Source organism: Acinetobacter sp. AC1-2, from assembly GCF_016124155.1.
Classification (GTDB): Bacteria; Pseudomonadota; Gammaproteobacteria; order Pseudomonadales; family Moraxellaceae; genus Acinetobacter; species Acinetobacter calcoaceticus.
On sequence record NZ_JABFFO010000007.1, the window covers coordinates 50,685 to 77,068 of the forward strand.

A 26,384-nucleotide genomic window follows, 5' to 3' on the forward strand; every position below is an offset into this window, starting at 1 on the left:
TCAATTTATAAATTTGTAACTAAAATCAATGGTTCTTATTTCGGTAGGCTTATTCGCTTAAGGTCTGCCCATAGCTCGCCATAAGAGATAAGAAATCAGTCTCATTCATAACGACTATACCAAGTTTTGCTGCTTTTTCTAACTTAGAACCAGCCTTCTCACCCGCAACAACACATTTCGTTTTGCTCGATACACTACCGCTCACACGCGCACCTAAGGCTTGTAGCATTTGAGTCGCTTGATCACGGGTCATTTGCTCTAATGTACCTGTTAAAACCCAACTCTCGCCATTTAATGGCTGGCGTGTTGGTGCAGTCGGTGCATCCCAATGAATTCCTGCTGCAATTAAGCGGTCAAGCACTTCAATGTTATGAGGTGCCAAGAAAAAGTCAGCAATCCATTCTGCTGTAATATCGCCGACATCCGGTGTTTTCTTTAAAGCTTCAACATCGGCAGCTTTTAGGGCTTCTAAAGTTTGGAAAGTATTGGCTAACATTCTGGCAGTAGTTTCACCTACCCCACGAATTCCTAAAGCATAAATAAAACGCGCAAGGGTTGTCTTTTTACTGGCTTCGATGGCATCAATCAGATTTTGTACCGACTTCTCGCCCATTTTCTCAATACCGAGTAAAGTTTCTCGGTGCTCATGTAAATGATAGATATCGGCAACATCTTTAAGCAAATCGAGATGTAATAAAGACTCTACCCAACGATCGCCCAAACCTTCAATATCGAGAGCCTTACGTGACACGAAATGACGAATGGCTTCAATTCGCTGAGCAGCACAATAAAGACCACCAGAACAACGCGCTAAGGCTTCCCCTTCAGGCATTACAACGGGTGAGGCACAAACAGGACAGCTTTCAGGAAGCTGCACCACATGATATTCTTGATCAACTAATCTCAAATCTGTCCAAACTTTTTCGACTTTAGGAATCACATCTCCACTACGGTAGACACCAACAGTATCCCCAACACGAACATCGAGGCGATGGATTTCGCCAATATTGTGTAGAGTTACATTAGAAACAGTCACTCCCCCAACATTAACAGGAACTAAGCGTGCTACCGGAGTTAAAGTGCCTGTACGCCCTACTTGCCAATCAATCTGCTCAACAGTTGTCAGTGCTATCTCAGCAGGAAATTTATAAGCCACCGCCCATCTTGGAGCTCGACTTACGAAGCCTAGTTGTTTTTGTTGTTCTAGACTATTCACTTTAATGACCATTCCATCTATCTCTACTGTTAGATTTGGTCTTTCATTTATTAGTTTTTCATATTTTAATTGAGCTTGTTCAATACTATCCACAACCCAATGATCATAATTTTCAAAGCCAAAAGATAATAACCAGTCTAAATTTTCTCCTATTGTTTCTACATTATTGTCTGGAATACATTGAGCAATACCATACGCATAAAAAGCTAAAGGTCTGGTCTTTGTTATTTGAGAATCCAATTGACGTAAACTACCAGCTGCGGCATTACGTGGATTAGCAAATTCTTTTTCTCCACGTTTTTTCAAATGTTTATTTAATTTTTTGAATCCAGCCTTTGGTATCAGTACTTCACCGCGTACTTCTAGCAGACGTGGAATTTCAAAATGATCCGAATGCAACACTTTAGGCAAATTGCGAATAGTTTTAACGTTCTGGGTAATGTCTTCTCCGGTTTCTCCGTCACCACGTGTAACACCTCGTACTAACACGCCATTTTCATACCAAAGCGAAATCGCGAGACCGTCAAATTTTAATTCGACATCATATTGTACTTTTTGATTGGGTAACCGCTCTTCTACACGATTGGCAAAAGCAAATACCTCATCCTTATCAAAAACATTATTTAATGAAAGCATAGGAACCACATGGGTCACACTTTCAAATTTAGAGAGTGCTTGTCCGCCTACCTTTGTAGTTGGGGAGTCTGATTGAACCTGTTCTGGATATTGCTCTTCTAAAGCTTTTAACTGGTGAAATAAATGATCATATTCACTATCCGAGATTGTCGGCTGATCCATCACATAATATGCATGGTTATGCTTTGCAATCAGTTGAATAAGCTGACGCATCTGTTCGATCACGGAAGTTGTTGCCATTATGTTATTCACCATAAAAAAGGGTGGAAATTTCTCCACCCTGAACTGCGACTAGATATGTTGCAATTATCGCAACGAATGTAAAAAATTAAAACTAGGCGGTCGCCTGTGCCGGACGATAATCAATCACATGATGACGCCAGTGCTCTTTTAACTGTGGTGTAAATTCAAGATTATTCTCATCATAAACTTTGCCGTCAATTTCACGAGCAATTAAACCTGCAATACTCGCCATCATGTCAAAACCAGTTACAGCTTTACTGTTTGGAAGCGCAAGGAAAAATGCCAACCCTTGGACTTGTTCAGTAGATAAGGTTTCAAGATCAAACCCAGCTGGTCCATTGTCCGTCATACGCAATACTGAAAACATAAGTACGCTTGGCTCATCAGTATTTTCATAGCGATGGAAACATGACATTTCGCCATAACGTAAACCGTATTTCAGCAGCACTTTAAGTGCTTTATCGCCAGACAACGCGCGACGAGGGTTTGGATAGACATTTAATGCAATAATCTGTTCAGCCATCGCTAATGCACTTTCATCATCATAGCGTTGCTGTTCATGCAAGTGCACATCCAGAATATTACTCTCGCCTTCAAATTCAGCAATTTCGGCAGTTTCAATATTTGGGTTCAAACTCAACTCAGGCTCAGCCTTTTCGCTTTCAGGTTCCAAGCTTTCTTCCGATTTGACAGAAACCGTATCAACCAACTCAACTGAACTATCTGTCTTAATGGTAGAGTTTTTTACAGTGTCTTCAGATTTAATTTCATCTGGAGACGTTTCAACAACTGGTTGAATTTGTTCGGCCGAAATTGATTTAGTAGATTCTACAGCCAAAGTTTCTGTTTGTTTTGTTTCACTGACTTGTGACGCCGCATTTAAAGTCGGTTCTACTCGCTCTGCGCTAGTCGCCGATACACCCTCGGCTTCAGCTTGCTCAAGCTGATCTCTCACATGCCTAGGTATAACCGGCTGATTACTATCAGGATTAATATGCAAATCACTGTCTAATGAGGGTTCAGCATGGTTTGACTTTTTTAAAATCATTTTTAAGCCAATTAGCATAATAATAATGGCGACAACGATGCCAATAATCGTATTGATTTCCATTCTATGACTCCGAAACTAACCCGTATTCTTTTGCCTGTTCTAAATCGACAGTGACTAATTTTGATGTACCCGGTTCAGGCATGGTCACACCCAACAAATCAGTTGCCATGGTCATCGCCAGCTTATTATGTGTAATGTAAATGAATTGTACATGTTCAGAAAGCTCTTTTACCAAATTACAATATCTCTGAACATTCGCATCATCAAGTGGTGCGTCCACTTCATCTAACACACAAAACGGTGCCGGATTCAATCTAAAAATCGCAAATACTAATGCTAAAGCTGTTAAAGCCTTTTCTCCACCGGAAAGTAATGCTAGAGAACTATTTTTCTTACCCGGTGGTCTAGCCATCAGTTTAACACCAGATTGCCAGTCATCTTCAAGACTTAAACTTGCTTCACCACCATTAAAGACCTTTGGAAACAAATTTTGCAACTCTTGATTAATCTGATCAAAGGTTGTCATAAACAACTTACGTGTTTCCTGATCAATGCTTTTCATCGCATCTTTTAGTTGAGTTACCGTATTTTCCAAATCTTGGATCTGGTGGCTCAACTCATCAAAACGTTGGGAAACTTCTTCAAACTCTTGTGAAGCGGCAAGGTTAACCGCACCGATTTTTTCAAACTGTTTCTGTACTTTTTCCAGTTTTTGCTGGTGCTCGGTTAAATCGATTTGTAAGCCCTTTTGGAGCTCGGCATTTAGCTCTTTAAGCTGTTCTTGGTAATGTTCACGATCTGACTTAGCTGCTTGCCATGCCAAACGTTTTGCTTCAAGTTGTTCTCTGAGCTGCTCATCTTTTTGTTGATATTGATGACGCTGATCTGTCAGGGTTTGTTGTTTTTCCTGCACACTATTTAATTCAAGCTGCCATTCATTCCAGTTCTTTTGCAACTTTTCAGTTTGAGCAAATTGTTGCTGAAATTCGGACTCAAGATTTGGCAACTCTAACTGAATAGGATCAACAAATTTTTTCGCCTGTTCCATTTGAGCATTAATTTGCTGATATTGGCTCTGCAAGAACGAAATATCTTTTTCAAGCAACTCTATCTGTTGAGTCGTTTGCGTGCTGTTACGACGCAAAATTTCACGTTCTTGTTGTTGCTGATGCAGAGCTTGTTGTTGTTCCTCTAGTTGCTCTGTTAACTCTTCTACCCGAAATTGCAATGTTTTATAGTCAGGTAAAATGGTTTCAAGCTTGATTGCTAGCGCATGTAAATCAATCTCCAGATCATCTTTTTGCATTGCATCTTCTTCAAGTTGCATGTCTAACTGAGCTAACTGATCTTTCAATTGCTGTTTTTGCAGTAAAAATGCCTGTGCCGCAGTTTGCTGTTTAGCAATTTGCACATCAAGCTGTTGTAAGTCTTTTTGTTTTTGTTTAACAACTTGCTGTTTCTGTTGCACATCAGACTGCAACTGCCCTAGTTCATCTTTTTGCTGAACTACAATTTGATCTAATGCTTGTAATTCGGGTTGTTGCTTTTCAAGAACTTGTTCAATTTCATCTAGACGAATGCGATGACTGAGCATACCTTGTGCACTTTGACTCTCGTCATCATACATAAGAGCAATGACCCAATCCTGCCCAACATGATAACCATCTAAAGTCAAAATAGACTGCCCATGTTGCAGTTGCTTTTGCTCATTTAACGCATGAGCCAAATCTTGTGCAATCGCTACATTCGAAAAGATTGATAGCTGGGGAGATTCAATCCAGTCATTTAAACAAGCTAAGTTTTGCTTAAATTGATTTGTTTGCTCTGAAGGTTTTAACTGACGGGAAACTCCTTCTTGAAAAGCTTGTTCAGCTTCCAGAATATGAGCTTGTAACCATTTCGCTAAAAACTTTTCAATAATCTGCGCATGTGGTTTGCCTTGCTCTGTTAATTGCAAAGCTTGCATTAAACGTAGTGCATCTTGATGTTGCTTCGGGCTTTGCTTAGCAACAAGCTGGCTTAAGTTTTTCTGCTCTGATAATAAAACTTGTATTTCTGTTTTCAGCGTTTGCTGTTGATTTTTACTTGCCTGATGTTGCTGTTGAGACTGCTCTAAACGCTGTGAGAGCTGCTCAATTTCAGTCTCAAGTGTCGCAATTTCACGACGAAGCTGCTGTTGCCGTTGCTCAAGATCACCCTGCTCATCTTCATCAACGTGCGATTGAATCTGACTTGCTTGATGTTGCAACGTTTCTTTTTGCTGCTCAATTCTTAGAACATTTTTGCCTAACTGCTCAATTTGGGCAGACATTTGCATTTTTTGCTGCTGTTGTTTTTCAACCTGAGCTTTTACTTGTTCAAACTGTTGTTGTGCCTGTTTTTGTTGGGATTGTAAATCAGCAAAGTTTTGTTCAGCTTCCGTTGCGGTATGCTCAATTGCAGTTAAGGCTTCAGTTTGTTCATCTAACTGATTATTCAACGTTTCAAGTTGCAATTCAGAAAGCTGTAAACGTTCTTTAGTTTGGAATCTTTGCTGTTCTAATTGAACGAGAGTTGTACTGTTTTGATGGTATAAACTCTGTTTTTGTTCCAGAGTCATTTTCAGTTCAGATAGTTTTTTTTCAGCTTGCTGCCATTCGTGTTGTAGTGGTGAAGATTGCTGAATGAGTCGCTGAAATAAAGCACTGGTTGCTTCTAAATCATGTTCAATTGTACTTAACTCTGAGCGAACCAATTTAAAAGTTTCGCCCAGTTCATTCATTTGAACCGTATATTCCTCTTGAAGGCGTACACTTTTATCTGCCTGAAAAGATAAGATTTCAATCTTAAGCGTACGAATCTGACCTTCTAACGTTTTATATTGAACCGCTGCTTCAGATTGACGTTTAAGCGTCTTAAGCTGCGATTTTAACTCTAGGGCAATATCTTCTAAACGTGAAAGGTTTTGCTCAGTATGTTCAAGATGTTGCAAGGTTTCACGTCGACGAGCTTGATAGCGTGAAACACCTGCTGCCTCTTCAATAAAGATACGCATTTCTTCAGGTTTGGCATCAACCAAACGGTTAATCATTCCTTGCTCAATCACCGCATAAGAACGTGGCCCTAATCCTGTTCCCAAGAAAATATCGGTAATATCACGACGGCGACAACGTGTGCCATTTAAGAAATATTCGGACTTGCCTTCACGGGTGACCTGACGACGAACAGCTAGCTCATTATAAGCATTATAGGATCCACCTAACTTGCCATATGTATTATCAAAACGTAGCTCAACACTCGCCACACCAACTGGCTTACGTTTGGAGGTTCCTGTGAAAATAACATCTTGCATGCTACCACCACGCAGTTGACGAGCATTTGATTCACCCATCACCCAACGAATGGCATCAATTACATTTGATTTGCCACAACCATTTGGACCAACCACTGCTGTGCGGTTAGCCTTAAAATTTAAAGTTGTACTATCTGCAAAAGATTTAAAGCCGGAAAGTTTTAAACTGCTTAAACGCATAATGCCCTAACTAGCGGCGTGAGCGTCTTGCCCAGGCCAATTCAATCTGTTTCATTCGTGTCAGCGATTCCAACACAAGGTTACGTAAGTGTCGACAAAAATCTTCCATAAATAAAGCGGCTTGTTGTGATTTTCGGATCAAAATTGCATCAATCACGAGTTTAAATAATGCAAATGCTTCTTGTAGTTCTCGTTTAGAAGTATTTAAGGTCAAAAAATAACTACGACGTAATGAAGGCAATAACTCTTTATAGAATTTCATTAGATAAGGATTTCCGACCATATCTTGCTGTTCAGCCAGATATTGGAAAACACCATCATAAAATTTCTCGATATCCCCTGCTTTTACATGCTCAAGAAGTTGTTCTAACAATAACTGCAATTGATCTGCTTCATGTGCCCGCCATGTTTCACTTATTCGCTGAACAATATGCCCCAATAACATCATGTTTGTGTCAAACAGTGCTTTAACCTGCTGTGCAGACATTTCTGAAACAATTGCCCCACGGCGTGGAAATATCTCAATTAAATGAGTACGCTCTAATAATAACAATGCTTCACGAACTGACCCTCGGCTCACGTCAAGCTCTTTAGCAATACGTAGTTCTTGAATACGTTCGCCTTCAACCAGCTCGCCACTAATGATCTGTTCGCTAATATATTTGACAATTTGCTCAGAAAGACTTTCTGTCTCTTCGAGATTCATAAATCACCCGCTACTTTTTATATGCATTAATCCATGCTTTTCTTTCGCATCCTTGTTTTTAACTGATCCCATCGATTAAAAACTATGTCATTGTCTGACAATTTCATTGCATTTTAAGCCAACCCATTTAAAAACAACACCAAAATCGGATGAATAAAAGCCCCGAATGTTATTATATTATTTAATAAAAAAAGCTCGAATTTCTAAAAATTCAAGCTCTTACATTGTAGTCTTGTTAAGGTTAATATTTTATTCTCTAGTTCATAATGCCTTTATAAATAAAATAACTACCTACCACGACTAACAAACAGGCAAAGCATTTTTTTAGCATTTGTGGTGACAATGCATGAGCGACTTTTGCTCCAAATTTGGCTGTAATAAAACTCATAACACTAATGCCGATAAAAGCATAGACATGTACATAGCCAATCGTGTTAGGTACAGAGATGTGTTCTTTAGCACCAAACCACATGAAGCCAATTGCGCCCGCAATTGCAATGGGTAAACCACAAGCAGCAGAAGTTGCGACTGCTTTTTGCATAACAACGCCGTGACGGTTTAAATACGGTACGGTTAGGCTTCCTCCCCCAATTCCAAAAATTGCAGAGGCAACACCAATTCCCCCACCAGCCATCACTTGCATAGATGCTGAAGGAAGTTGACGTGTTGGATCAACGACAACATGGGCGCCTTTAAACATGCGATAAGCCATGGAAACAGCAAAAATCCCAATAAGAAGTTGCAAATGTTGACCAGACATCAGGTCAGCAATACCAGCACCCAAAAATGAACCAATAATGAGCCCGGGCGCTAAATTACGAAAAACTGGCCAAAGTACAGCTCCTTTTTTATGGTGAGCCGACACCGAACTAAAAGACGTTACGATAATCGTTGCTAGTGATGTTCCTACTGCAATATGCATGATTACCGCAGGGTCATAGTGTAACTGGGTAAAAACGACATAGAGGATTGGTACAATAATTAATCCACCACCAACCCCAAACAATCCGGCAGTAAAACCAGCAATTGCGCCAATGAGTAAATATATGATTAACTCCATAAATGTTTTACCACTCTGCTCATATTCAACATGGATTTAGAGACTCGCCAACTACAACAACTTTTAAGCGCAAAAAACCAGCTTCCAGAAGTGGTTTTATTAAAAGCAACCACAACTTCGACCAATGATGATATTCGTGAAATTGCCCAAAAAGGCATTACAACAGGCTTGGTTTGCAGTGCTCAACAAACTCAAGGGCGAGGTCAACATCAACGGCAATGGATTTCACCTGAAGGAAACATTTATTTAAGCACATTGGTGCAAACTCGAACACCCTTAGATGGTCGCTTAGCACTTGAAGTTGCTCTAAATATTTTGCAAATCCCGCAATTACAGCCTCTAAGCTTACAAGTAAAATGGCCAAATGATTTATATAGTGCGCAAGGTAAATGGGGTGGAATTTTAGTTGAACCCCTTTCGCAACATCAGGCTATAGTAGGTGTGGGCATTAATTTAAAAACGCCACCCGTAACCGACAGTGATCAGCCGATTACCTCTTTAGAAGATTTAGGTCTAGAGCAAAACAACCGTCTTGAGTTAGTTTCAGAGCTGTATATAGCTATTCAAAATGCAGCTCGCTGGTTCGATCATGGCTGCTACAACTTAGCTGGCCGTTTTAATCATCATGCCGCATGGATTAATCAATTCGTGCAGTTTGAGCATAGCCAAGGATTAGTAGAAGGCCGTTTTGTTGGAATTTCCAATGATGGAGCTGTCATACTTGAAACTCCTGAACCTAAGCAGTTTTATCAAGGTCGCTTAAGACCACAGATCAATCAATAAACAGGTGTTTCTCCATGAAAAGTTTATGGCTCGATATCGGGAACACTCGTTTAAAATACTGGATTACTGAAAATCACCAAACTATTGAGCATGCCGCAGAACTGCATTTGCAATCCCCTGCCGATTTATTACTTGGGTTAATTCAACATTTTAAGCATCAAGGTCTACATCGGATTGGTGTGTCATCCGTCTTAGATGCCGAGAATAATCAACGCATTCAACAAATTCTAAAATGGCTTGAAATTCCTGTTGTTTTTGCAAAGGTTCATGCTGAATATGCTGAGTTAAAGTGTGGCTATGAGGTACCAAGCCAGCTCGGTATTGACCGCTGGTTACAAGTACTCGCTGTTGCTCAAGCAGATGAAAACTATTGTATTATTGGATGTGGAACAGCCTTAACGATTGATTTAACGCAAGGCAAACAACATTTAGGCGGGTACATTTTACCCAACCTTTATTTGCAACGCGATGCACTTATTCAAAATACAAAAGGCATTAAAATTCCTGACTCAGCTTTTGATAATCTAAACCCTGGTAATAACACCGTAGATGCAGTCCATCACGGTATTTTGTTAGGCCTTATTAGTACTATCGAAAATATTATGCAGCAATCTCCGAAAAAACTGCTCCTTACTGGTGGAGATGCACAACTATTTGCCAAGTTCTTGAAAAAATATGATCCAGTCGTAGAAACTGATCTTTTGCTCAAAGGATTACAACAATATATTGCTCATTATCCTAAAGACTAAAATATAGAGCAAAATAAAAGGCGCTATATGCGCCTTTTATTTTACGAACTTATTTCTTTTGGTCGTTGTTACCAAAGAGTGGTCCCATTCCGCCGCCACCGCCGCCGCCAAATTGTTTTTGCATATTGCCTAATGAACGCATCATTTTGCTCATACCAGATGGATTCGCAAACTTCTTCATCATTTTAGCCATTTGTGCTTGTTGCTTAATGAGTTTATTCACTTCAGCAACATCCATACCACAACCAGCTGCAATACGTTTTTTACGGCTTGGGTTCATTAAGTCTGGATTACGGCGTTCTTTAACGGTCATCGACTGGATAATAGCTTCCATTTTCTTGACCTGTTTTTCAGGATTCGCTTGCTCAATCGCTTGCTGAATTCCTGCACCGCTCATGCCAGGCAACTTATCTAAGAAGCCCATCATGCCGCCCATACTTTTCATTTGCTCAAATTGCATCAGCATATCTTCAAAGTTGAAGCTGCCTCCTTTTTGCAATTTTTTAGCCATTTTTTCGGCTTTTTCTTTGTCGATTTTACGTTCAACTTCCTCGACTAAAGAAAGTACGTCACCCATGCCTAAAATACGTTGAGCAACACGATCTGGATGGAATGGTTCTAAAGCATCAAGCTTCTCACCCATACCCAAGAACTTGATTGGCTTACCCGTAATTGCACGCACAGAAAGCGCTGCACCACCACGTGCATCACCATCAGTTTTAGTGAGAATCACACCTGTAAGTGCCAATGCATCATTAAAGGCTTTAGCTGTATTTGCAGCATCCTGACCTGTCATGGCATCAACCACAAACAAGGTTTCAGTTGGCTTAACAGCGGCATGTAATTCTTTAATTTCGTCCATCATGTCTGCATCGACATGTAAACGACCTGCGGTATCAACAATTAATACATCAGCAAATTGGATTTTTGCCTGTTCAATTGCACGATTAACGATATCAATTGGCTTTTCAGAAGCATCTGAAGGAATAAAACCAGCACCAACTTCGCTAGAGACAGTTTCTAACTGCTTAATCGCTGCTGGACGATAAACGTCGGCAGAAACCGTCATTACTTTTTTCTTTTGACGCTCTTTTAAGAAACGTGCCAACTTAGCGGCAGTTGTCGTTTTACCCGCACCTTGTAAACCAGCAAGTAATACAACAACGGGAGGCTTAGCACTTAAATCAAGTGTTTCATTCGCCTCACCCATCATCTTGGTGAGTTCGTCATAGACAATTTTTACAAATGCCTGGCCTGGCGATAACTGAGTCATCACTTCCTGGCCCAATGCCTCTTCCTTAACTTTCGCGATAAATTCACGAGTTACAGGTAACGCGACATCGGCTTCAAGAAGTGCCATACGTACTTCACGTAAGGTATCTTTAATATTGTCTTCGGTCAGCTGCCCTGAGCCAGTAACATTTCTTAAACTCTGTGTGAGTCGTTCTGTTAAGGTATCAAACATTGCAAAATCCGCTTAAAATGGCTAGTTGCAAAAAAATCTTTCTCGAAATAGAAAATTTATGCATAGAATGCTATAGGATACTTTAGTTCGCAGCGAATTTATATCTTATATAGATGAATTAATCCTGAAAAAGGTTTGACATGATTAGCCTCCCCTTGGTTTACACAATTTTGGCACTCATTGCATATACCACTTCTTTCTGGTATCTGTTTATTCGTTTAATGTCAAAACGTGAACCAAACCCATGGTTATTTGCTGTTGTTGCAACTTTGGCACTCCTGTTGCACGGTACAGTTTTATGCCACGCCATGCTGACACCAGCCGGAATTAACTACGATGTTTTTAATTTAGTATCTTTTACATCGTGGCTTATGCTGTTGTTAAGTTTAATTTTTAGTATTTTTCGCCCCATTGTACCGTTAAACTTGTTAGGCATTCCTGTAGCGGCTATTGGCCTGATTTTAGGTTTTGCATTCAGCCGACCCGATCAATTTATTGAACAGCATTCCCTAGGCCTTGATGTCCATATCATTCTGTCTTTATCTGCCTATGCAGTTTTACTGATGGCAACCATTCACGCTATTTTGCTGTGGTTCCAAAATCGTGAACTCAAAAAGAAACAAAAAAAACGCTTTTGGGTCAATTTACTCCCATCAATTCAGGCGATGGAGTCTTTGTTATTTGACCTAATCATTACTGGTTTTATTCTATTAACAATTGCACTCGCTTTTGGTTTCTTGACTATCGATAGCTTCTTTGCCCAACATCTCGCTCATAAAACCGTATTTAGTATTATTTCCTGGTTTATCTATGGATCATTATTGATTGGCCATTACAAACTAGGATGGCGAGGACAAAAGGCCATTCGTTTTACGTTAATCGGTTTTGTGCTTTTAGCCATTGGTTTTATTGGTAGTAAATTTGTGCTTGAAATGATTTTGGGTCTCTAAATTAATTAAAATTTCATCGATACTAGACAGCGTTATACATATCCCGTATAACGCTGTTTTCTTTTTGCTCAGGTGACACAGACTGTGAAACTCATACTCGCTCCAATGGAAGGTTTAACTGACCCGATCATGCGGGATACACTCACATCTGTTGGTCATTTCGACTGGTGTGTGACCGAGTTTATTCGAGTTACAGACAGCATTTTGCCAGACCATATCTACTATAGTTTTTGTCCAGAATTAAAAAATGACGGTAAAACGGCGGCTGGGACACCTGTCCATGTCCAGTTCTTAGGGAATAATCCAGATATGCTGGCAGCAAATGCAGCGAAAGTTGTTGAGCTTGGTGCGCCAGCAATTGATCTAAATTTCGGTTGTCCCGCAAAAACTGTAAACCGACACCGAGGCGGCTCAGTTCTTCTTGATGAACCTGATGTCGTACATATGCTAATTAAAGCTGTAAGGGATGCGGTACCTCCGCATATTCCTGTTTCAGCAAAAATGCGTTTAGGCTATCTAGATGAAAATCACACCATGGAAAATGCCCATGCTGTTGAAGATGCTGGTGCAAGTTGGTTGACAGTTCACGCTCGTACTAAAGCAGATGGTTACACGCCACCTGCTTATTGGGAAAAAATTCTGCCCATTAAAGAAGCTTTAAAAATTAATGTAATTGCCAACGGTGAAATCTGGAGTAATTCAGATGCTAGAGCTTGTCAGCAACAATCTGGCTGCGAAGATTTAATGATTGGGCGTGGTGCTGTGACTACCCCAGATTTAACACAATGTATTCGTGAAAATATGAATGAGGCATTATTCAGTTGGGAACAACTGGTTGACTTACAAATTCGCTTTTTAAACGGTCAAGCAAAAACAGAAATTGGTATGGTTGGTCGTTATAAACAATGGTTAGGCATGATGACTAAAGCCTACCCACAAGCTAAAAACTTATGGGATCAAGTTAAGCGTATTAAAGCTTTGGATGAAATTGTTCAACAGTTAGAACACACCAGATCAGAAAACATTTAACTCAATATAGTTATAAAAAGAGGGCGATTGTTTTCACAACCGCCCTCTTTCATATTTCAGGTTAAGTTATTATTTTTTCTAAAAGCCACTTACTTTCATTTTTAAGTCAGTCACTGACGCCCCTGTAATACCAAAACTCCCCATAGAACCATTAGGCAAGTTATTAAATGTCGTTGTACTTTGGGTTCCCATATTTCCTAAAGTGACATTGTTAAGGGAAGCATCAAACTTACTCGACACGCCGTTATTCCCAAAAGTTAATCCCGTTGGATCAACTCCTGCATAAAAACCATCAAGCACAAAACCTGTCGAGGTATTTGTTCCAGCAAATTTAAATCCGAATGTAGCTCCCGTATTATCCGAGACTAAAGTAATTGGACAACCCGCAGCAGCAGAACAAATAGATTGAATTGCCCCTCCAAATTTAACCATAACGGATTGAGCAGCATGGCCAAGCTGAATATTTAAACGAGGTTTATTGGTTTCTACAAAGTTAATATCTAGATTTCCAGTTGAACGAATGATTTCTTTTACACCCGTATTCACTGTCGTTCCCGAACTAAAAATTGATTTTGGTGCATAACTCGTTAATGCATAATCGGATGGACTAGATAAAGATGTGCTAGGAGCCATATAAACTGAAAATGGTAAAAGTCGAATACCGTTTACATCGCTCCCCATGGATACCGCTAAATTTAGAAAAGGATTTCCACCACCTGCATCAGTATCCATTACAATATTAAAAGAAGGATTACTAGATACCGCAGCTTTAATAAACTCTATGCCAGGAACTGGATTAGTAGAATTCCCTGCAATAACAAAGCCAGCCTTACTATTATAAGAAGTTGAAGCAATACCGTTTGTATCAATCAGAGCGACTTGATTAAATTTAACTTTATCAGCCTGAATACCTAGGGTTAAACCATTTTGGCCCGTCGTGGCCGCAAGACTTTGATCATCTAAAGGCTGCATTGCAAAAACACTTGAACTACTGGCAAGTAGCAACCAGCACCCTATATTTTTATTCTTCATGTCGCTCTAATCCTTAAGAGACAAACGCTTATTATTTGTTCAGACTATCAGAATAATATTCAAGTACAAAGCAATTATCCCTATAACCCGACGAATGCAAATCTAATCACATTCAAAATAAATTTTTTATAAAAAGTGGCAATGACTGCCACTTTTTTGGTTAGTTAAAAGCACCATTTCTAGGCACAATACTAAAGCTACTATTTAAACGTCCACCAGTAATGGCAAGCTCGCCTAAACGTGCACCCGCACCAGTTGAAGGCGGATAGAAGTTAATATCTTTAACACGTAATGCACCGTCAATACTCTTATCAGGATTAAAATAAACCGCCGTATTTACGCCAACTTTACCTAAACCACTTGCGGTGTCTTTGCCCACAACTAAAGCAGTATTAAACGCTAGCTTTCCAGTAATATTATCAAAGCCAATTGCAGAACCATCAATCGGATCACTAATCTGAACTGTATTTCCAGTTGCTGTGGCAGGCATTGTGAAATCGCCGAGTACAGTTAGAGCACTACCATCAGCAATTGAACTATTTGGCACGATCGATAAGTTAAGATCGCCACCTAAACGTAGTTTTAAACCAAATAAGACATCATTATTTTTGGCAAAGTTATCAATTGGTGAGGTACATGAACCGGTAGTTGGACAAGTTTTATATTTTGCCCCTGGTAAATACCCTGCTGCAATTTCAGTTGATAAAGCAAGTAGCATCTCTTTTAAACTAATATTAAGACTGCCATTTTCTAAGCCAATGCTTCCATTGCCTTTGAGGAACATATCAATGTTACGTAACCCCATATAATAATCAGTCGGGTTACCCGCATTATTGGCATTTGGAGAACCATCGATCAACAACACAGAGGTCGTTTTGGTTCCAGTCGCATCACGTCCTGTAGTTCCAGCTGCAACACCAAAACCTAAACGCGAAGTCGTTCCAGATGTAGCAACAACATTCTGAACAGGTTTACCATTGGCATCTTTTGTATAGTAATAAGCGCTATTTGCAGGGGCATCTAAACCATATACAGCAGCATTAGCATTTAAGTTATAAAAAGGTAATGCCAAGCCCCACTGATTGTTTGCACCATTGTCTGCAAACTGATTTGCAGGAGCGACATTCGCACTTGTTGTAAAGCGACCACGTCTTGAAAATGCTTGAAACTCTGCTCCACGCATCGCAAGAATTAAACTGAATGGATTAGTAACTGTATCGCGGTGAATATTATGCTGATAATCAGCAGCTGTTGTTAAAGTACCACTACCTAAACGAATTCCGTTTAAGGTTGCGTTGGCTGGCATTAATAAGGTTTTTGTATCTGCAAGATTTAGATAAATATTTCCGCTGTCGAAATAACCGCGTGTCGCTGAGTTAAGACCTGTTAAATTACCAAATTCGAAACCATAAGCATTTAAACCTGCTCCACCAATTTCTAAAGTGGTTGCTTTACCATCTGTGCCTAGCATTGAGTCATTATCTTTAGTGAACTCACCTTTCATACGAAAGGCAATGCCAGAATTACCTAAAATACTATTACTTGAGCCCGTACCCGAAGCGGTATTTGCTGTACCTAATATTGTTGTATCTGAAGAACCATCCATGCCACGGACTTGTAAATAACTATTTACCATACGTCCGCTAGCACCTAAACGAATCAAACCTTTCGCATTTTGTGGACTATTGGTTGCATCTAGAGCATAAGGATTAGTTTTATCAACATTAGAACTGAGCATGACCTCAATATTCAGGCCTGAATTCGTTACTTTTCCACTGCTGTCTACATATGTACCCGCAGTTAAACCAGAAGCTGAATCTGCTACACGGTTAAAATCAACATAGCCATAGGTAGTATTTGGAGTTTGCCCTACACCAGCAACATTAGTTCCAGTATTTGTCTGTAAAACTAAGCCACGAGTTGGGTCAATTAACATAGCCCCTTTACCAACAAAGTTAAAGTTAAAGTTTCTTAAAATTAGCTGGTTTAACTGATTCCGAGCATCCAATTGCCCTAGATAAATATTGGCATTATTAATACCAAGTGTCATGCTTGACTGGCTATTTGCATTAAATAAACCATCTTGAGTAGTAATTGCCAAATTTAAAGGAGAAGTCGTTTGAATTGCTAGTTGCCCTAAAGTTGGCGAACATGCAGCTGAACTATTACAAACTTTAACGCTATTTACGGTAATAAGTGATGGACTACTTTGCATAGAAAAGTCGAGTCCAGTTTTACCCGTAGTCGGATTACTACCTACATCTAAACGGTAATTAGTGCTTAAAGGTTGGCTAGATGCATTACTTTTTTGAACTTTTACGCCACTCGCTTGAGCTCTTAATACCTGATCAGCACTGCTAGGCGTACCTGCATGGTCATCCCAATATGCATTATCAATATTAATTTCGTTAAATGTAGTTTGAATCGAGATCCCATCTTGTCCATTGACGGCACTCAAATCAGCATCTGTTAAAGCTTCTAAAGCATAAATTTGTCCACTCACTAACAACATGCTGGTTGTTAATGTATTTAAAATAAACTTTGAGCTGTGATTTTCTTTATTTTTTTTCATCACTTCAGTTCCTTTGAAATCTACATTAACGCTTAACAACGAGGATGGCTGCCATCACAGCTAAAGACCATGACTTTTCCTTGAATAGCCAAGTTTCCGTTCATCATTAAGCCCATAAAACCAGTTTCACGCCCATAGTCATAAGCAGACGGAGTTGCTGTAGCAACTTGCTGTGCTGCACTATTGGCAGTTGCAGCATATGTCGGTTTTTTGAAATATGCATAATCATACATATTTGCACTCGACCCTTGCGTTGTTGTTGAGCTAGTAAAGTTATCTTGCTCAATTGATAAAGCATTGAAACCAAAATTACGAATTAAAATTGGCTGTGCTGCACTAAAACTAAGCTGTATAGCTGGCTTAATAATTTCAGTATTATTTTTATCAAGATACTTTAAATCAGCGCCATCCAAACCCATTTTTTGAATATTTAAAGTTCCTTGTACACCTTTAAACACTAGCCAAAGTTTATTACCACTATCGCTATTTTCAGCCCAACCACTTGGCTTAGTCGCATCTGCTTGCACAAAACGTTTATTAATTGCTAAACCTATATGACAGAACTCCACGTTCTCACAGACACCACCACTACCATTGTCAAATATACCGTTACTCGTTTGGTTTAAATTAAGCATTAAAGATAAATCAGCACCAGCTTGGCCATTAATCGCCTGCAATGCTTCATTATCTAAAGTTTGCAGCTCCGCATGAGTAACCGTTGCACAAAGAGCGAGGATTAAGGTACTTAATTTTTTCATATCATTATCCTCCTCTTATAAGCCTTTAGTTGTCAGTTTCAAATGTTGGATTAATACACCATCAATGACAGCTGAACCCATGTTATTAGTAATGGCTGAGCTAATTTGTGCCCCAGATAATTTATAGGTGTTCAAATCTGCATTTGGCGTAGTCGTGTACCAACGTCCCCCCTCATAACGAGCATCGGGTAAAGGCGTACCATTAGGCACAGTGTACTGAGCTCCATTCCCCGCATCGGCTAAGGTATAACCTGTATTATTTACTGTCGGGTTATAATAAGCAGTACTATCTACATTAGCCCAATTAGCACCTTGTGAGTCAAATTTTAAACCTGAGCCAGCATTTCCCGTCCAGCCTGTTGCTGTCCGGTATTGCCATGTATCGTAACAAGTAAAAATTAAGCCACATGTATAACTACCCGCACGGCGTTCCTGATTTTGCAATTGGTAGAAGTTTCTAGTTTGCGTTATCGCCGCCACAGTGCCCGTAGGTAATTTACCAAATGAAATACCGACCGCATCTTGTGTACTGTTCCCTTTAAATGCCTCTAAAGTATTGTTCGTTGCATTATAAACTGTGGAACCAATTGAGATACTGCTGTGTGTTGCACTAGAACCTTGGTAAGTTTTACCACCTAATGTTACATTCGTACCACATTGGTAAATATTACAAGTAGAACCTAAATAGCTAGTATCTGCACCACTATAATCTGTATAAATTTTCTTATAAATTTCTGGTTTATTCGGAATACGAGCAAGTTCTAAACTAAAGTTTTTACCATCTGAGCTTAAAACTAGCGGTTGATATAGAGATCCTAACACAAGGTTAATGTTTGGGTTATAGAGATATAAACCTTCATTCGCATCAAAAGTTGGAGCAAGCCCACCATTAATTGCAGGTGTTACCAAATTACCTTGGGTAGTTCCAGATTCACGTGTACTCAAACGTAATACGTTATTCATAGCGCTATCCGTTGGCGCGGTCCATGAACCCGTTGAAGTAACAGTCGTAGTCTGACTACGAACCCGATATAACCAGTCCGAGCTTGGAGAGTTATTACTTGGTGCACCAGTATATTGAGTGCTATAGCGATTTACCCATGGCCCTACCGAAGACGTTGGAGTATTTGAAGTAATTGTTGCTCTTAAATTAGATGCATCACCACTGTTTAAACGAATAACCCCAGCAAATCCTAAAGTATCATTATAAAAAGGACTCATTCCACCAGCAGATGTTGCGCCACCTAATGTTTGGAAAAGCTGTAAACGACTGCCATTTAAGCTAAAGTTATTCCAAACACCTTGTAAACGAAGACGGTTTGCACGGCTTGCATCAATACTTGTACCAATCAAGCCATTCGAGTCGCCATAATTAAATTGGTCTGCTGCACCATTTATTTTATTTGGATTTCGGACAAAAATATCTGACCATAAACCTAATTTCAGCTTATAAGCGTCTATACCAGCAGAGTCCTTCGTTCCAACCTCATATAAAGGGGCTTCCAAAGCTAAATAAGTTACTTGGCAAGAAGGGTCACTCGCACCACTACAAGTAGCCGCACTAAAATTAGGTACTGAATTTGCTGTCGCAACTTTAAAAATCCATGGGTTGACGGCAGTACCCCAACTCGAAATTGCAGCGGCTGTATCAGTAGACGCGATACGAGTATTTGTATCATTATCAGATTTGGAAAGCGCTAAACCATAAAGAAAAATATCTGCTTTACCAACAGCGCGATCACCCGAATCAATCGAGCCATTTTTATTGGTATCTGCTGCTGTCATACTCAAAGGACCTACAGGTACATAATTGATATAACCAGTATCTTTAGTACGATCGGTTAATATCTGACTTGAGGTTTCATTAGCGCCTGCGCCACGAAATACCATATAAGTATTCTGTGGCAAGATAGCAATACCCTCACCTGTAGTTTCACTTAAGCCCGCATCAGAAAGTTCTTCGAGTGCGAAACTAGCTTGGCTTATACAAAGCCCGATTAAACTTGCCAAAACGGTTTTTTGAAACCTTACCGTATAATTAAGTGTAGTCATCTTGACCTTCCTGTTTTATACGATGCCGCGCACCATATTTATTTTTCTTTAACAATCCTTGATGCCAGGTGAATCTATCCTTTTCACCTTAGACAAAGAGGCAAATCTAAAAGATATTGCCAACCTTTCCACATTTCTATTATGCGGAATATTTGCACAAATGCAAAAAAAAGCATGTAAAAAATTACTTTTCCGATGAATGTAAAAACAACCTAAGCTGCCTTTTCGCCATTTAACAAAAAGTTAAACCTGAACCATGGCAGTTTGGCTTAAAGTTTTGATTCGTTAACTGCAAGTTGCTTAAATTTAATGTAAGCGGACTATTTTTTAAATCAATAGTACCAATATTTACATCTAAATCAGCTCCTAATAGCAATCCATCAAGATCAGAGGTTTGTGCTGGGTTAGCTTGTAAATAGGCAGAAACCGCCGTTGAAATTTGTGGAAATAGTGGTGAAATATCAATTGCATCTTGTGGAATGATGTTACCAACGTTAACCGGATTTGCAAAAGACATCCACCAACCTTTTTGAGCCACGTCATCTGCTTTCGCGCCTGGCCATTGGAGCATTTGATTTTGCAGAGCTAGATACATTGGTGAGTTAATAGGTAAATTATGAATTAGACCTAATGACTGAGTTAAATTTAAATTCGCAGTAATATTTGAAATCGTACCATTCATGTATACATTTGAAAACTTTTTACCTGGACCAGCAATTAAACAAGCAAATAAAGTACAGTCTGTTACAGTAGCTTCAACTTTACCACCTTGAGTATAAATGCCAGTCGGTTCAGGATATGTAGGATCATGGGGTCCTGCTGCATTATACTGCACGGTACCATCTACAGGATAAGAACTACTATGCCCTACATAAATATTAGGGACTTTGACAGGCGCAGAAAGTACTTTAGAACTGATACGATTACCATTGACCTGAATCGGAGCAATCTCAAAATAGTTATTTTGAATGCCAGGGATATTAAATCCCCCATTAGATGTAATAAATTGAACTTCAGCAAGGCTACCTGCACTTAAAGCTTGCAAACGACCTGTAACTGCGTTCGCCCCATATAAGTTATCTCGAGTGGCCGAAGTTGTGGCATAACCTTTAATTAAACCACTACTATCTGATTGAACCTTCATATAACCAGAAATCGAGTTGATCCCATTTGGTCTAGATGTATTTTCAGTACCTGCTGTAAGCAAGCCGATAAATTTCTCAGCACTTAATCTTAAACCTGCGACTTCACGGGTTGATGCAGAATTAGGATTTTTAATTGCAAACTCTATGAACGGATTTGTTAAAACCGCAGAAGACGAAGCCCGCTCTTCGCTAGTCATGGCCAAAGGATTACCATTCGCATCGAACTTTTGACCACTCAAACTTAAGTTATCAATATCAATATCACAGCCACCCGCACCATTAACACCGCCACAACCTAACTGTAATTTACGAATATTGGTATTAATTTCTAGTTCAGCTTCCAAACCTAATTTATAGAAACCGATATTACTACTGTTGTCGCGTAGTTTTTCTAAATTTGCAGAGTCCGTAGGCGCAATATAAGACATACTCATTAAAGCTTGGCCACGAGTTGCGGATAGTTCCGAATCTGACATAGGGACTAATGTAGACGCAGCATACGCTGAAGAAAAGCATAAGCTTCCAAGCGCTATCGCTACATGAAGAGACGTAAACTGTCGCATGGCCGACCTCCGTATCCTTGGGGGCATAATCCTGTTTAATTTCTTTTTATTTGGCCTGTCTGAATTTAGTAGATATCTAAGTAATCACTACTAAAAAGACAACCTATATCCGATACATTTACTTTTAAACTCTGTGATGCAGAACAAAAAAACAAATCAATTATTGATCATATTATATTATTTTTTACAAAAGGAAACTGTCATTTATCACTATTCCGATAAACGCACCTCATGTAAATTTTATTCATAAAATTGGGCCACCTAAGCGACCCATTATTTTAAAACTCTTCTTTATCTAAGAAAAATTATGTTTTCGGAAGTGTAACGCCTGTTTGACCTTGGTATTTACCACCACGGTCTTTATAAGATGTTTCACATACTTCATCACTTTCAAAGAATAGCATCTGTGCTACACCTTCCCCTGCATAAATACGGGCAGGTAAATTAGTGGTATTTGAAAATTCTAAAGTTACGTGACCTTCCCATTCAGGTTCTAATGGAGTCACATTCACAATAATACCGCAGCGAGCATAAGTCGACTTGCCTAGACATACGGTCAACACATTACGAGGAATACGGAAATATTCAATCGTACGCGCTAGAGCAAATGAGTTTGGCGGAATAATACAAACATCAGACTCAATATCGATAAAACTTTTGTCATCAAAATTCTTTGGATCGACAATTGCAGAATGTACGTTAGTAAAAACCTTGAATTCACGGGCACAGCGTACATCATAACCATAGCTAGAGACCCCGTATGAGATCAACTTTTCACCATTTTCATCAAAACGGACTTGATTCTCTGCATAAGGTTCAATCATGCCGTGTTTTTCGCTCATTTCGCGAATCCAACGATCAGACTTAATAGCCATGTATTTTCTATCCAAAAGGTAATTTCATTGATTGCGACGTACTTTAACGTAAAAAAGCAATTATGAAAACAACGCTTGAGCTACTCTTCTCGATAAGAATAGCTCAGCTGTACATTTAAAGGCTCAGTAAAGCAGAATAGCTAATAGGAATTGAAAAGCTGACTAAAACGAGTGAAGCTGTTTTTTGCAAATTAGTCTGATTTAGCCATGCAACTTTCTTAGAAGCTAAAAGTGATCCCAAGAAAATCCAGAATAAGGCAATTGGCGTAATAAGCGCTAAGTAAGCCATCATATGAATTAAATAAATGTGAAAATCACTCCACGCAGCTACTGGAAAAATTGCTGAAGCAAAGAGCAAGGCTTTAGGATTCAATAAGGTTGCACAAAATAATTCACGAGTACGGATCGTAGGCTGATTTAATTCAATTTCTTGATTTGCCGTATGCCATAACTTAATGGCTAAGAAAATAATATAGCAAGCACTCAACAGCTTAAGAATAGGCGGTAGCAATGGCAATGTGGTTGACACTTTCCCAATCAGCATTCCCCATGCAGAAATAGAGATCACATAACCCAAAACTTCTGCCGGAATAAGTTTTACTGACTTCCGCAGTCCTACTTGCACGCCTGAAGAAGCGAGTAAAGTATTAGTTGGACCAGGTGTAAGTAAAATTGTGGCTACTAAGCCAATAAAAAGCCATGAAATCATTGAATGACCTCATAATATAGTCATCTCAGATTAATAGATATCCTGTCACATGGCAAAAGGTAATTGTAAGACAAAATTTTTTGGATCACTTCTAATTTTTAAATAAAAACATTAAAAACATATACTTATAAAATTACCACAAAAAGTGATAAAGAAAACTTTACGGTCAGTTGTTATGCTTTTCAAATAATTTCGTACTTAAATAACATAAGTATTTTTATTTTAAGTCTATTTTTCCATCAAAAGCCTTTATAATAAAAAATATATAGTGATGGTAAGTTTAAATTTTAAGCTTTTAATAAGTTTCAATTCATATATTGTTTCTGATTTTTTTATTTAGAGCACCGCGCTCTACTACCTTAATGATTATGGCAAAGCACTTTTTTCAATCTTGGCTTCCCTCACCCGAGAAAGTTTCAAATATGAAATTTCTAAGGATTTTTGGTAAAAAGACCCTTAATCCTGTGCTTTGGTATGTCAATCGAAAATCAATTACCCGAGCTGTTTTTGTCGGAACCTTTTTTGGTTTACTGCCTATCCCTTTTCACAGTGTATTTATTGTGATGGCAGTCTTACTATTTGAAGTAAATCTACCAATTAGCTTAATGCTGGCTTGGCTAAGTAATCCTCTTACTTTAGTTCCTATTCTATATATTGGGTTTTGGTTTGGTGCACATATTTTTCATGTGCATATGATCAACAAAGAAATGCTGCTGGGTGTATTGCACCAGATTTCCCGCTGGATTACTCATTTCGGCCATGGGCACATTGATTTTAGTCTTGCGAAAATTTTGATGACAGGTCTTGTTGTAGAAGCTTTCGTATTTGCTGTCATTTTATATTTATCTACAGAAATTTTCTGGCGTTGGATGGTCATTAAAAACTGGAAAAGTAGACATCGCCATAAAAAGCAAGAAGAAGAGGTTTTATAAAGACTCCGATCTTCTTGCTTAGTTTTAAATTATTATTTTGGTAGTTTTGATTTCATATACTCTTCAGCCACATTGAGTACATACTCTTGGCAAGCCTCTCCTGTACCTGGGTCATAAGCTCCATTATTCGTAATATTATTAGATAAGATTCGAATCCCTAAAAAAGGAACATTAAACTGGCTAGCAATTTGTGCAACAGATGCTGCTTCCATTTCCTCGACTGAAGTGCCATAGCGTTGATGGAAAAATTGAATACGATCAAGCTCATTATTCCAGACATCTGCTGAACCAATTGTTCCCTCCACCACTTCGCCTTTGTCATAACGGACTTTATGTGCCGCCATTAATAACTCTTGGTCACCTTCAAATTTACGAATTGCAATAGGTTCTGGGTCAGACTCATCTGTTGGTAAAACATCAAAAGCCTCAACCCATGTGAGTGAGTTTGAACCACCACCTACTGGCTGCTTTGGTGTTCTAAATGCACCAATATTGGTTGCGTATTTTCCTAAGACAATATCGTAAACGTGTAGATCTGGGTCATGCCCGCCTGATGTTCCCTGATTAATAATTGCAATCGGTTTATAACGTTCAATGGCTAAAGCAGTTGCTGCTGCAGAGTTACTCATACCCATGCGTGTTTTAGAAATAATCATTGGATAACCATTATAGGTACCCTTCCAGAATGTCCACCCACCAATGGTTTCAACAGTCTTATTCTCTAATTTTGAAGCCATTCTTTCCGACTCTACAGGCAAAGCACCCTGAATAATAATTGGCTGCAATTTCTGTTTTTGCTCCTGAACTGTTGGTGTTTGTGAAACAGAAGAGTCGTCATTATTGCATCCGACTAAAAATAAGGCGCTACATAAACTGATTACGCCAAAAGCACATTTAAATTGCATTTTTTACCCTTTCTTTTTAAAAAGTGTAAAGTAGCAATCTATATGCCAATTTCAAGTTTAGCTTTGTTATTAAGATTCAGTGGTTTAATTTTTTATTTTAACCAGATAATAAAAAACCCGACTTGAAGTCGGGTTTAAATAAATCAGAAGATACGTTTGTCATCACGTGTACGTTGAGGAATTTTTTCAATCTGTTCCCACATCGCCTTAGCAATATCAATATAACTATCAGCGGCATCATCCATTGCTACAACACTAGGTTTACCCTGATCAGCATGCTCACGGATCTGAGCATTTAGGGGTAAGCGACCTAACAGTGGAATGTGGTACTGTTCAGAGAGCTTGTCACCACCGCCAATACCAAAAATTTGCTCCTCATAACCACAGTTAGAGCAAATATGGGTCGACATATTTTCAACGACGCCTAATACAGGAATTCCAACTTTATTAAATAATTCGATACCTTTAGTAGCATCTAATAAGGCAACATTTTGTGGCGTAGTCACAATGATTGAACCAGTAACTGGGATACGCTGCGCAAGCGTGAGTTGAATATCACCAGTACCAGGTGGCATATCAATCATCAATACATCTAAATCAGGCCAAAGGGTCTGATTAAATAATTGCATTAAAGCACCCGTTGCCTTCGGTCCACGCCACGCGACAGGTGTGTTGTTATCACCAGTTAAATGTCCAATCGATAACACTGCCATGCCATAAGCATCTAAAGGCACAAAATTTTCACTTTCAATAAGAGGAGTTTTGCCAGCATTTCCCAGCATAGTCGGAATACTTGGGCCATAGATATCGGCATCCAACACTCCAACTTTAAGCCCCATTTTTTGCAAGGCAAGCGCTAAATTGACAGTAGTTGTCGATTTACCAACGCCACCCTTACCTGACGAAACTAAAATAACATGCTTAATGCGAGGATGAAGTGGAACATCTCTTTGTTGCGGAGCTGCTTTTTGGATAGGCGGATTATTCGGATCTGGTTCTGATTTAGGTGAAGCATCAAGCACAGGAGGTAAGTTCGAACTTTCTTGTGCAGGGCGCTTTTGTTGAACCACATGTAGATTTAGTTCTTCAATACCACACTTTTCTAAAGCCCCAGCCAAATCATCATGAATTTGTTGCAAGTGTTCTTTTTCATCAGGAAATGTATTAATGGTGAGTTGTAATACTCGACCTTGAACTTGAAGCTGACTAATGCGCTCTTTTAAAGCATCTTTTGAATGCGGTAGTAAATAATTTTGGAGTACCGTTTGGATTTCATCTTCTTTCACTTCTTGTGCGGGTGAAAAAACAGACTTTAATGAAGAAAGCCAAGACATATTGTTTACTCCAAAAACAGATCATTACAGCTTAATGGAGATAGTGTAACAGTATTGATCCGCACTCGCTCACCTTAGGATGAAGAATAGCTAATTTTCAAGCTTCCA

20 protein-coding genes are annotated in these 26,384 nt (G+C 39.1%); 5 read left to right on the plus strand and 15 right to left on the minus strand.

Translation table 11 applies throughout. The features are described from left to right. Positions 1–49: 49 nt before the first annotated feature. The 5 genes from ligA to HL290_RS16770 all read right to left on the minus strand — a co-directional run bounded on the left by ligA (position 50) and on the right by HL290_RS16770 (position 8,423). On the minus strand, positions 50–2,092 hold the full coding sequence (gene ligA / locus HL290_RS16750; RefSeq protein ID WP_198497054.1) for an NAD-dependent DNA ligase LigA: 2,043 nt from the start codon (positions 2,090–2,092) through the stop codon (positions 50–52). Between the two features lie 94 nt (positions 2,093–2,186). Further along, a complete protein-coding gene (locus HL290_RS16755; RefSeq protein ID WP_198497055.1) occupies positions 2,187–3,206 on the minus strand; it encodes a cell division protein ZipA C-terminal FtsZ-binding domain-containing protein in 1,020 nt (339 codons plus the stop codon). Between the two features lies 1 nt (position 3,207). Next, positions 3,208–6,657: a chromosome segregation protein SMC gene (gene smc, locus HL290_RS16760; RefSeq protein ID WP_198497056.1), complete on the minus strand. Its 3,450-nt coding sequence runs from the start codon at positions 6,655–6,657 to the stop codon at positions 3,208–3,210. Positions 6,658–6,667: 10 nt separating this feature from the next. Further along, positions 6,668–7,363 (minus strand): GntR family transcriptional regulator, encoded by a 696-nt coding sequence (locus HL290_RS16765; protein WP_003653383.1) that lies wholly within the window; start codon positions 7,361–7,363, stop codon positions 6,668–6,670. Positions 7,364–7,619: 256 nt separating this feature from the next. Continuing rightward, positions 7,620–8,423, minus strand: a complete 804-nt coding sequence (locus HL290_RS16770) for a sulfite exporter TauE/SafE family protein (protein WP_198497057.1) — start codon at positions 8,421–8,423, stop codon at positions 7,620–7,622. A gap of 30 nt (positions 8,424–8,453) precedes the next feature. Between HL290_RS16770 and HL290_RS16775 the strand changes: the two genes are divergently transcribed. Continuing rightward, positions 8,454–9,206, plus strand: coding sequence for a biotin--[acetyl-CoA-carboxylase] ligase (locus tag HL290_RS16775; RefSeq protein ID WP_198497058.1), 753 nt, complete (start codon positions 8,454–8,456; stop codon positions 9,204–9,206). 14 nt (positions 9,207–9,220) lie between these two features. Further along, entirely contained in the window at positions 9,221–9,955 is a 735-nt protein-coding gene (locus HL290_RS16780; protein ID WP_198497059.1) for a pantothenate kinase, read from the plus strand. 49 nt (positions 9,956–10,004) lie between these two features. Here HL290_RS16780 and ffh read toward each other — a convergent pair whose 3' ends face one another. Beyond that, a complete protein-coding gene (gene ffh / locus HL290_RS16785; RefSeq protein WP_198497060.1) occupies positions 10,005–11,420 on the minus strand; it encodes a signal recognition particle protein in 1,416 nt (471 codons plus the stop codon). Positions 11,421–11,560: 140 nt separating this feature from the next. Here ffh and HL290_RS16790 point away from each other — a divergent pair, with 140 nt between their 5' ends. Further along, positions 11,561–12,370 carry an inner membrane protein YpjD gene (locus HL290_RS16790; protein ID WP_004641527.1) on the plus strand — a complete coding sequence of 270 codons (810 nt, stop codon included), beginning with the start codon at positions 11,561–11,563 and terminating at the stop codon, positions 12,368–12,370. An 84-nt stretch (positions 12,371–12,454) separates the two neighbouring features. Continuing rightward, a complete protein-coding gene (locus tag HL290_RS16795) occupies positions 12,455–13,399 on the plus strand; it encodes a tRNA dihydrouridine synthase (protein WP_003653396.1) in 945 nt (314 codons plus the stop codon). Between the two features lie 78 nt (positions 13,400–13,477). Here HL290_RS16795 and HL290_RS16800 read toward each other — a convergent pair whose 3' ends face one another. The 7 genes from HL290_RS16800 to HL290_RS16830 all read right to left on the minus strand — a co-directional run bounded on the left by HL290_RS16800 (position 13,478) and on the right by HL290_RS16830 (position 23,105). Beyond that, positions 13,478–14,431 (minus strand): DUF6160 family protein, encoded by a 954-nt coding sequence (locus HL290_RS16800; RefSeq protein WP_198497061.1) that lies wholly within the window; start codon positions 14,429–14,431, stop codon positions 13,478–13,480. Between the two features lie 160 nt (positions 14,432–14,591). Next, complete coding sequence (locus HL290_RS16805; protein WP_198497062.1) at positions 14,592–17,003, minus strand: DUF6160 family protein; 2,412 nt, start codon at positions 17,001–17,003, stop codon at positions 14,592–14,594. 32 nt (positions 17,004–17,035) lie between these two features. Continuing rightward, positions 17,036–17,761 (minus strand): DUF6160 family protein, encoded by a 726-nt coding sequence (locus tag HL290_RS16810; RefSeq protein ID WP_045436561.1) that lies wholly within the window; start codon positions 17,759–17,761, stop codon positions 17,036–17,038. A 15-nt stretch (positions 17,762–17,776) separates the two neighbouring features. Further along, positions 17,777–19,813, minus strand: coding sequence for a hypothetical protein (locus HL290_RS16815; RefSeq protein WP_198497063.1), 2,037 nt, complete (start codon positions 19,811–19,813; stop codon positions 17,777–17,779). A gap of 232 nt (positions 19,814–20,045) precedes the next feature. Continuing rightward, a complete protein-coding gene (locus HL290_RS16820; protein ID WP_198497064.1) occupies positions 20,046–21,521 on the minus strand; it encodes a hypothetical protein in 1,476 nt (491 codons plus the stop codon). Positions 21,522–21,826: 305 nt separating this feature from the next. Next, entirely contained in the window at positions 21,827–22,396 is a 570-nt protein-coding gene (gene dcd, locus HL290_RS16825) for a dCTP deaminase (RefSeq protein ID WP_003653416.1), read from the minus strand. 115 nt (positions 22,397–22,511) lie between these two features. Then, positions 22,512–23,105: a LysE family translocator gene (locus HL290_RS16830; protein ID WP_004641512.1), complete on the minus strand. Its 594-nt coding sequence runs from the start codon at positions 23,103–23,105 to the stop codon at positions 22,512–22,514. A 362-nt stretch (positions 23,106–23,467) separates the two neighbouring features. On the opposite strand from HL290_RS16830, the gene HL290_RS16835 reads away from it, so the two are divergent. After that, complete coding sequence (locus HL290_RS16835) at positions 23,468–24,037, plus strand: DUF2062 domain-containing protein (RefSeq protein ID WP_003653419.1); 570 nt, start codon at positions 23,468–23,470, stop codon at positions 24,035–24,037. A gap of 32 nt (positions 24,038–24,069) precedes the next feature. Here the strand turns inward: HL290_RS16835 and HL290_RS16840 are convergent, their stop codons facing one another. Together HL290_RS16840 and apbC are read right to left on the minus strand one after the other, a co-directional pair. Next, positions 24,070–24,942, minus strand: a complete 873-nt coding sequence (locus HL290_RS16840; RefSeq protein ID WP_198497065.1) for a 5'-methylthioadenosine/S-adenosylhomocysteine nucleosidase — start codon at positions 24,940–24,942, stop codon at positions 24,070–24,072. A 143-nt stretch (positions 24,943–25,085) separates the two neighbouring features. After that, a complete protein-coding gene (gene apbC, locus HL290_RS16845) occupies positions 25,086–26,276 on the minus strand; it encodes an iron-sulfur cluster carrier protein ApbC (protein ID WP_198497066.1) in 1,191 nt (396 codons plus the stop codon). Positions 26,277–26,384: the final 108 nt, after the last annotated feature.

What these genes read in the sequence shown, in the direction of transcription:
- HL290_RS16770 (WP_198497057.1), bottom strand. Translation starts at nt 8,423, where the DNA reads ATGGAGTTAATCATATATTTACTCATTGGCGCAATTGCTGGTTTTACT.
- HL290_RS16765 (WP_003653383.1), bottom strand. Translation starts at nt 7,363, where the DNA reads ATGAATCTCGAAGAGACAGAAAGTCTTTCTGAGCAAATTGTCAAATAT.
- HL290_RS16810 (WP_045436561.1), bottom strand. Translation starts at nt 17,761, where the DNA reads ATGAAAAAATTAAGTACCTTAATCCTCGCTCTTTGTGCAACGGTTACT.
- HL290_RS16830 (WP_004641512.1), bottom strand. Translation starts at nt 23,105, where the DNA reads ATGATTTCATGGCTTTTTATTGGCTTAGTAGCCACAATTTTACTTACA.
- HL290_RS16820 (WP_198497064.1), bottom strand. Translation starts at nt 21,521, where the DNA reads ATGCGACAGTTTACGTCTCTTCATGTAGCGATAGCGCTTGGAAGCTTA.
- ffh (WP_198497060.1), bottom strand. Translation starts at nt 11,420, where the DNA reads ATGTTTGATACCTTAACAGAACGACTCACACAGAGTTTAAGAAATGTT.
- HL290_RS16835 (WP_003653419.1), top strand. Translation starts at nt 23,468, where the DNA reads ATGATTATGGCAAAGCACTTTTTTCAATCTTGGCTTCCCTCACCCGAG.
- HL290_RS16800 (WP_198497061.1), bottom strand. Translation starts at nt 14,431, where the DNA reads ATGAAGAATAAAAATATAGGGTGCTGGTTGCTACTTGCCAGTAGTTCA.
- HL290_RS16815 (WP_198497063.1), bottom strand. Translation starts at nt 19,813, where the DNA reads ATGACTACACTTAATTATACGGTAAGGTTTCAAAAAACCGTTTTGGCA.
- HL290_RS16775 (WP_198497058.1), top strand. Translation starts at nt 8,454, where the DNA reads ATGGATTTAGAGACTCGCCAACTACAACAACTTTTAAGCGCAAAAAAC.
- HL290_RS16805 (WP_198497062.1), bottom strand. Translation starts at nt 17,003, where the DNA reads ATGAAAAAAAATAAAGAAAATCACAGCTCAAAGTTTATTTTAAATACA.
- HL290_RS16780 (WP_198497059.1), top strand. Translation starts at nt 9,221, where the DNA reads ATGAAAAGTTTATGGCTCGATATCGGGAACACTCGTTTAAAATACTGG.
- HL290_RS16755 (WP_198497055.1), bottom strand. Translation starts at nt 3,206, where the DNA reads ATGGAAATCAATACGATTATTGGCATCGTTGTCGCCATTATTATTATG.
- HL290_RS16840 (WP_198497065.1), bottom strand. Translation starts at nt 24,942, where the DNA reads ATGCAATTTAAATGTGCTTTTGGCGTAATCAGTTTATGTAGCGCCTTA.
- dcd (WP_003653416.1), bottom strand. Translation starts at nt 22,396, where the DNA reads ATGGCTATTAAGTCTGATCGTTGGATTCGCGAAATGAGCGAAAAACAC.
- apbC (WP_198497066.1), bottom strand. Translation starts at nt 26,276, where the DNA reads ATGTCTTGGCTTTCTTCATTAAAGTCTGTTTTTTCACCCGCACAAGAA.
- smc (WP_198497056.1), bottom strand. Translation starts at nt 6,657, where the DNA reads ATGCGTTTAAGCAGTTTAAAACTTTCCGGCTTTAAATCTTTTGCAGAT.
- ligA (WP_198497054.1), bottom strand. Translation starts at nt 2,092, where the DNA reads ATGGCAACAACTTCCGTGATCGAACAGATGCGTCAGCTTATTCAACTG.
- HL290_RS16790 (WP_004641527.1), top strand. Translation starts at nt 11,561, where the DNA reads ATGATTAGCCTCCCCTTGGTTTACACAATTTTGGCACTCATTGCATAT.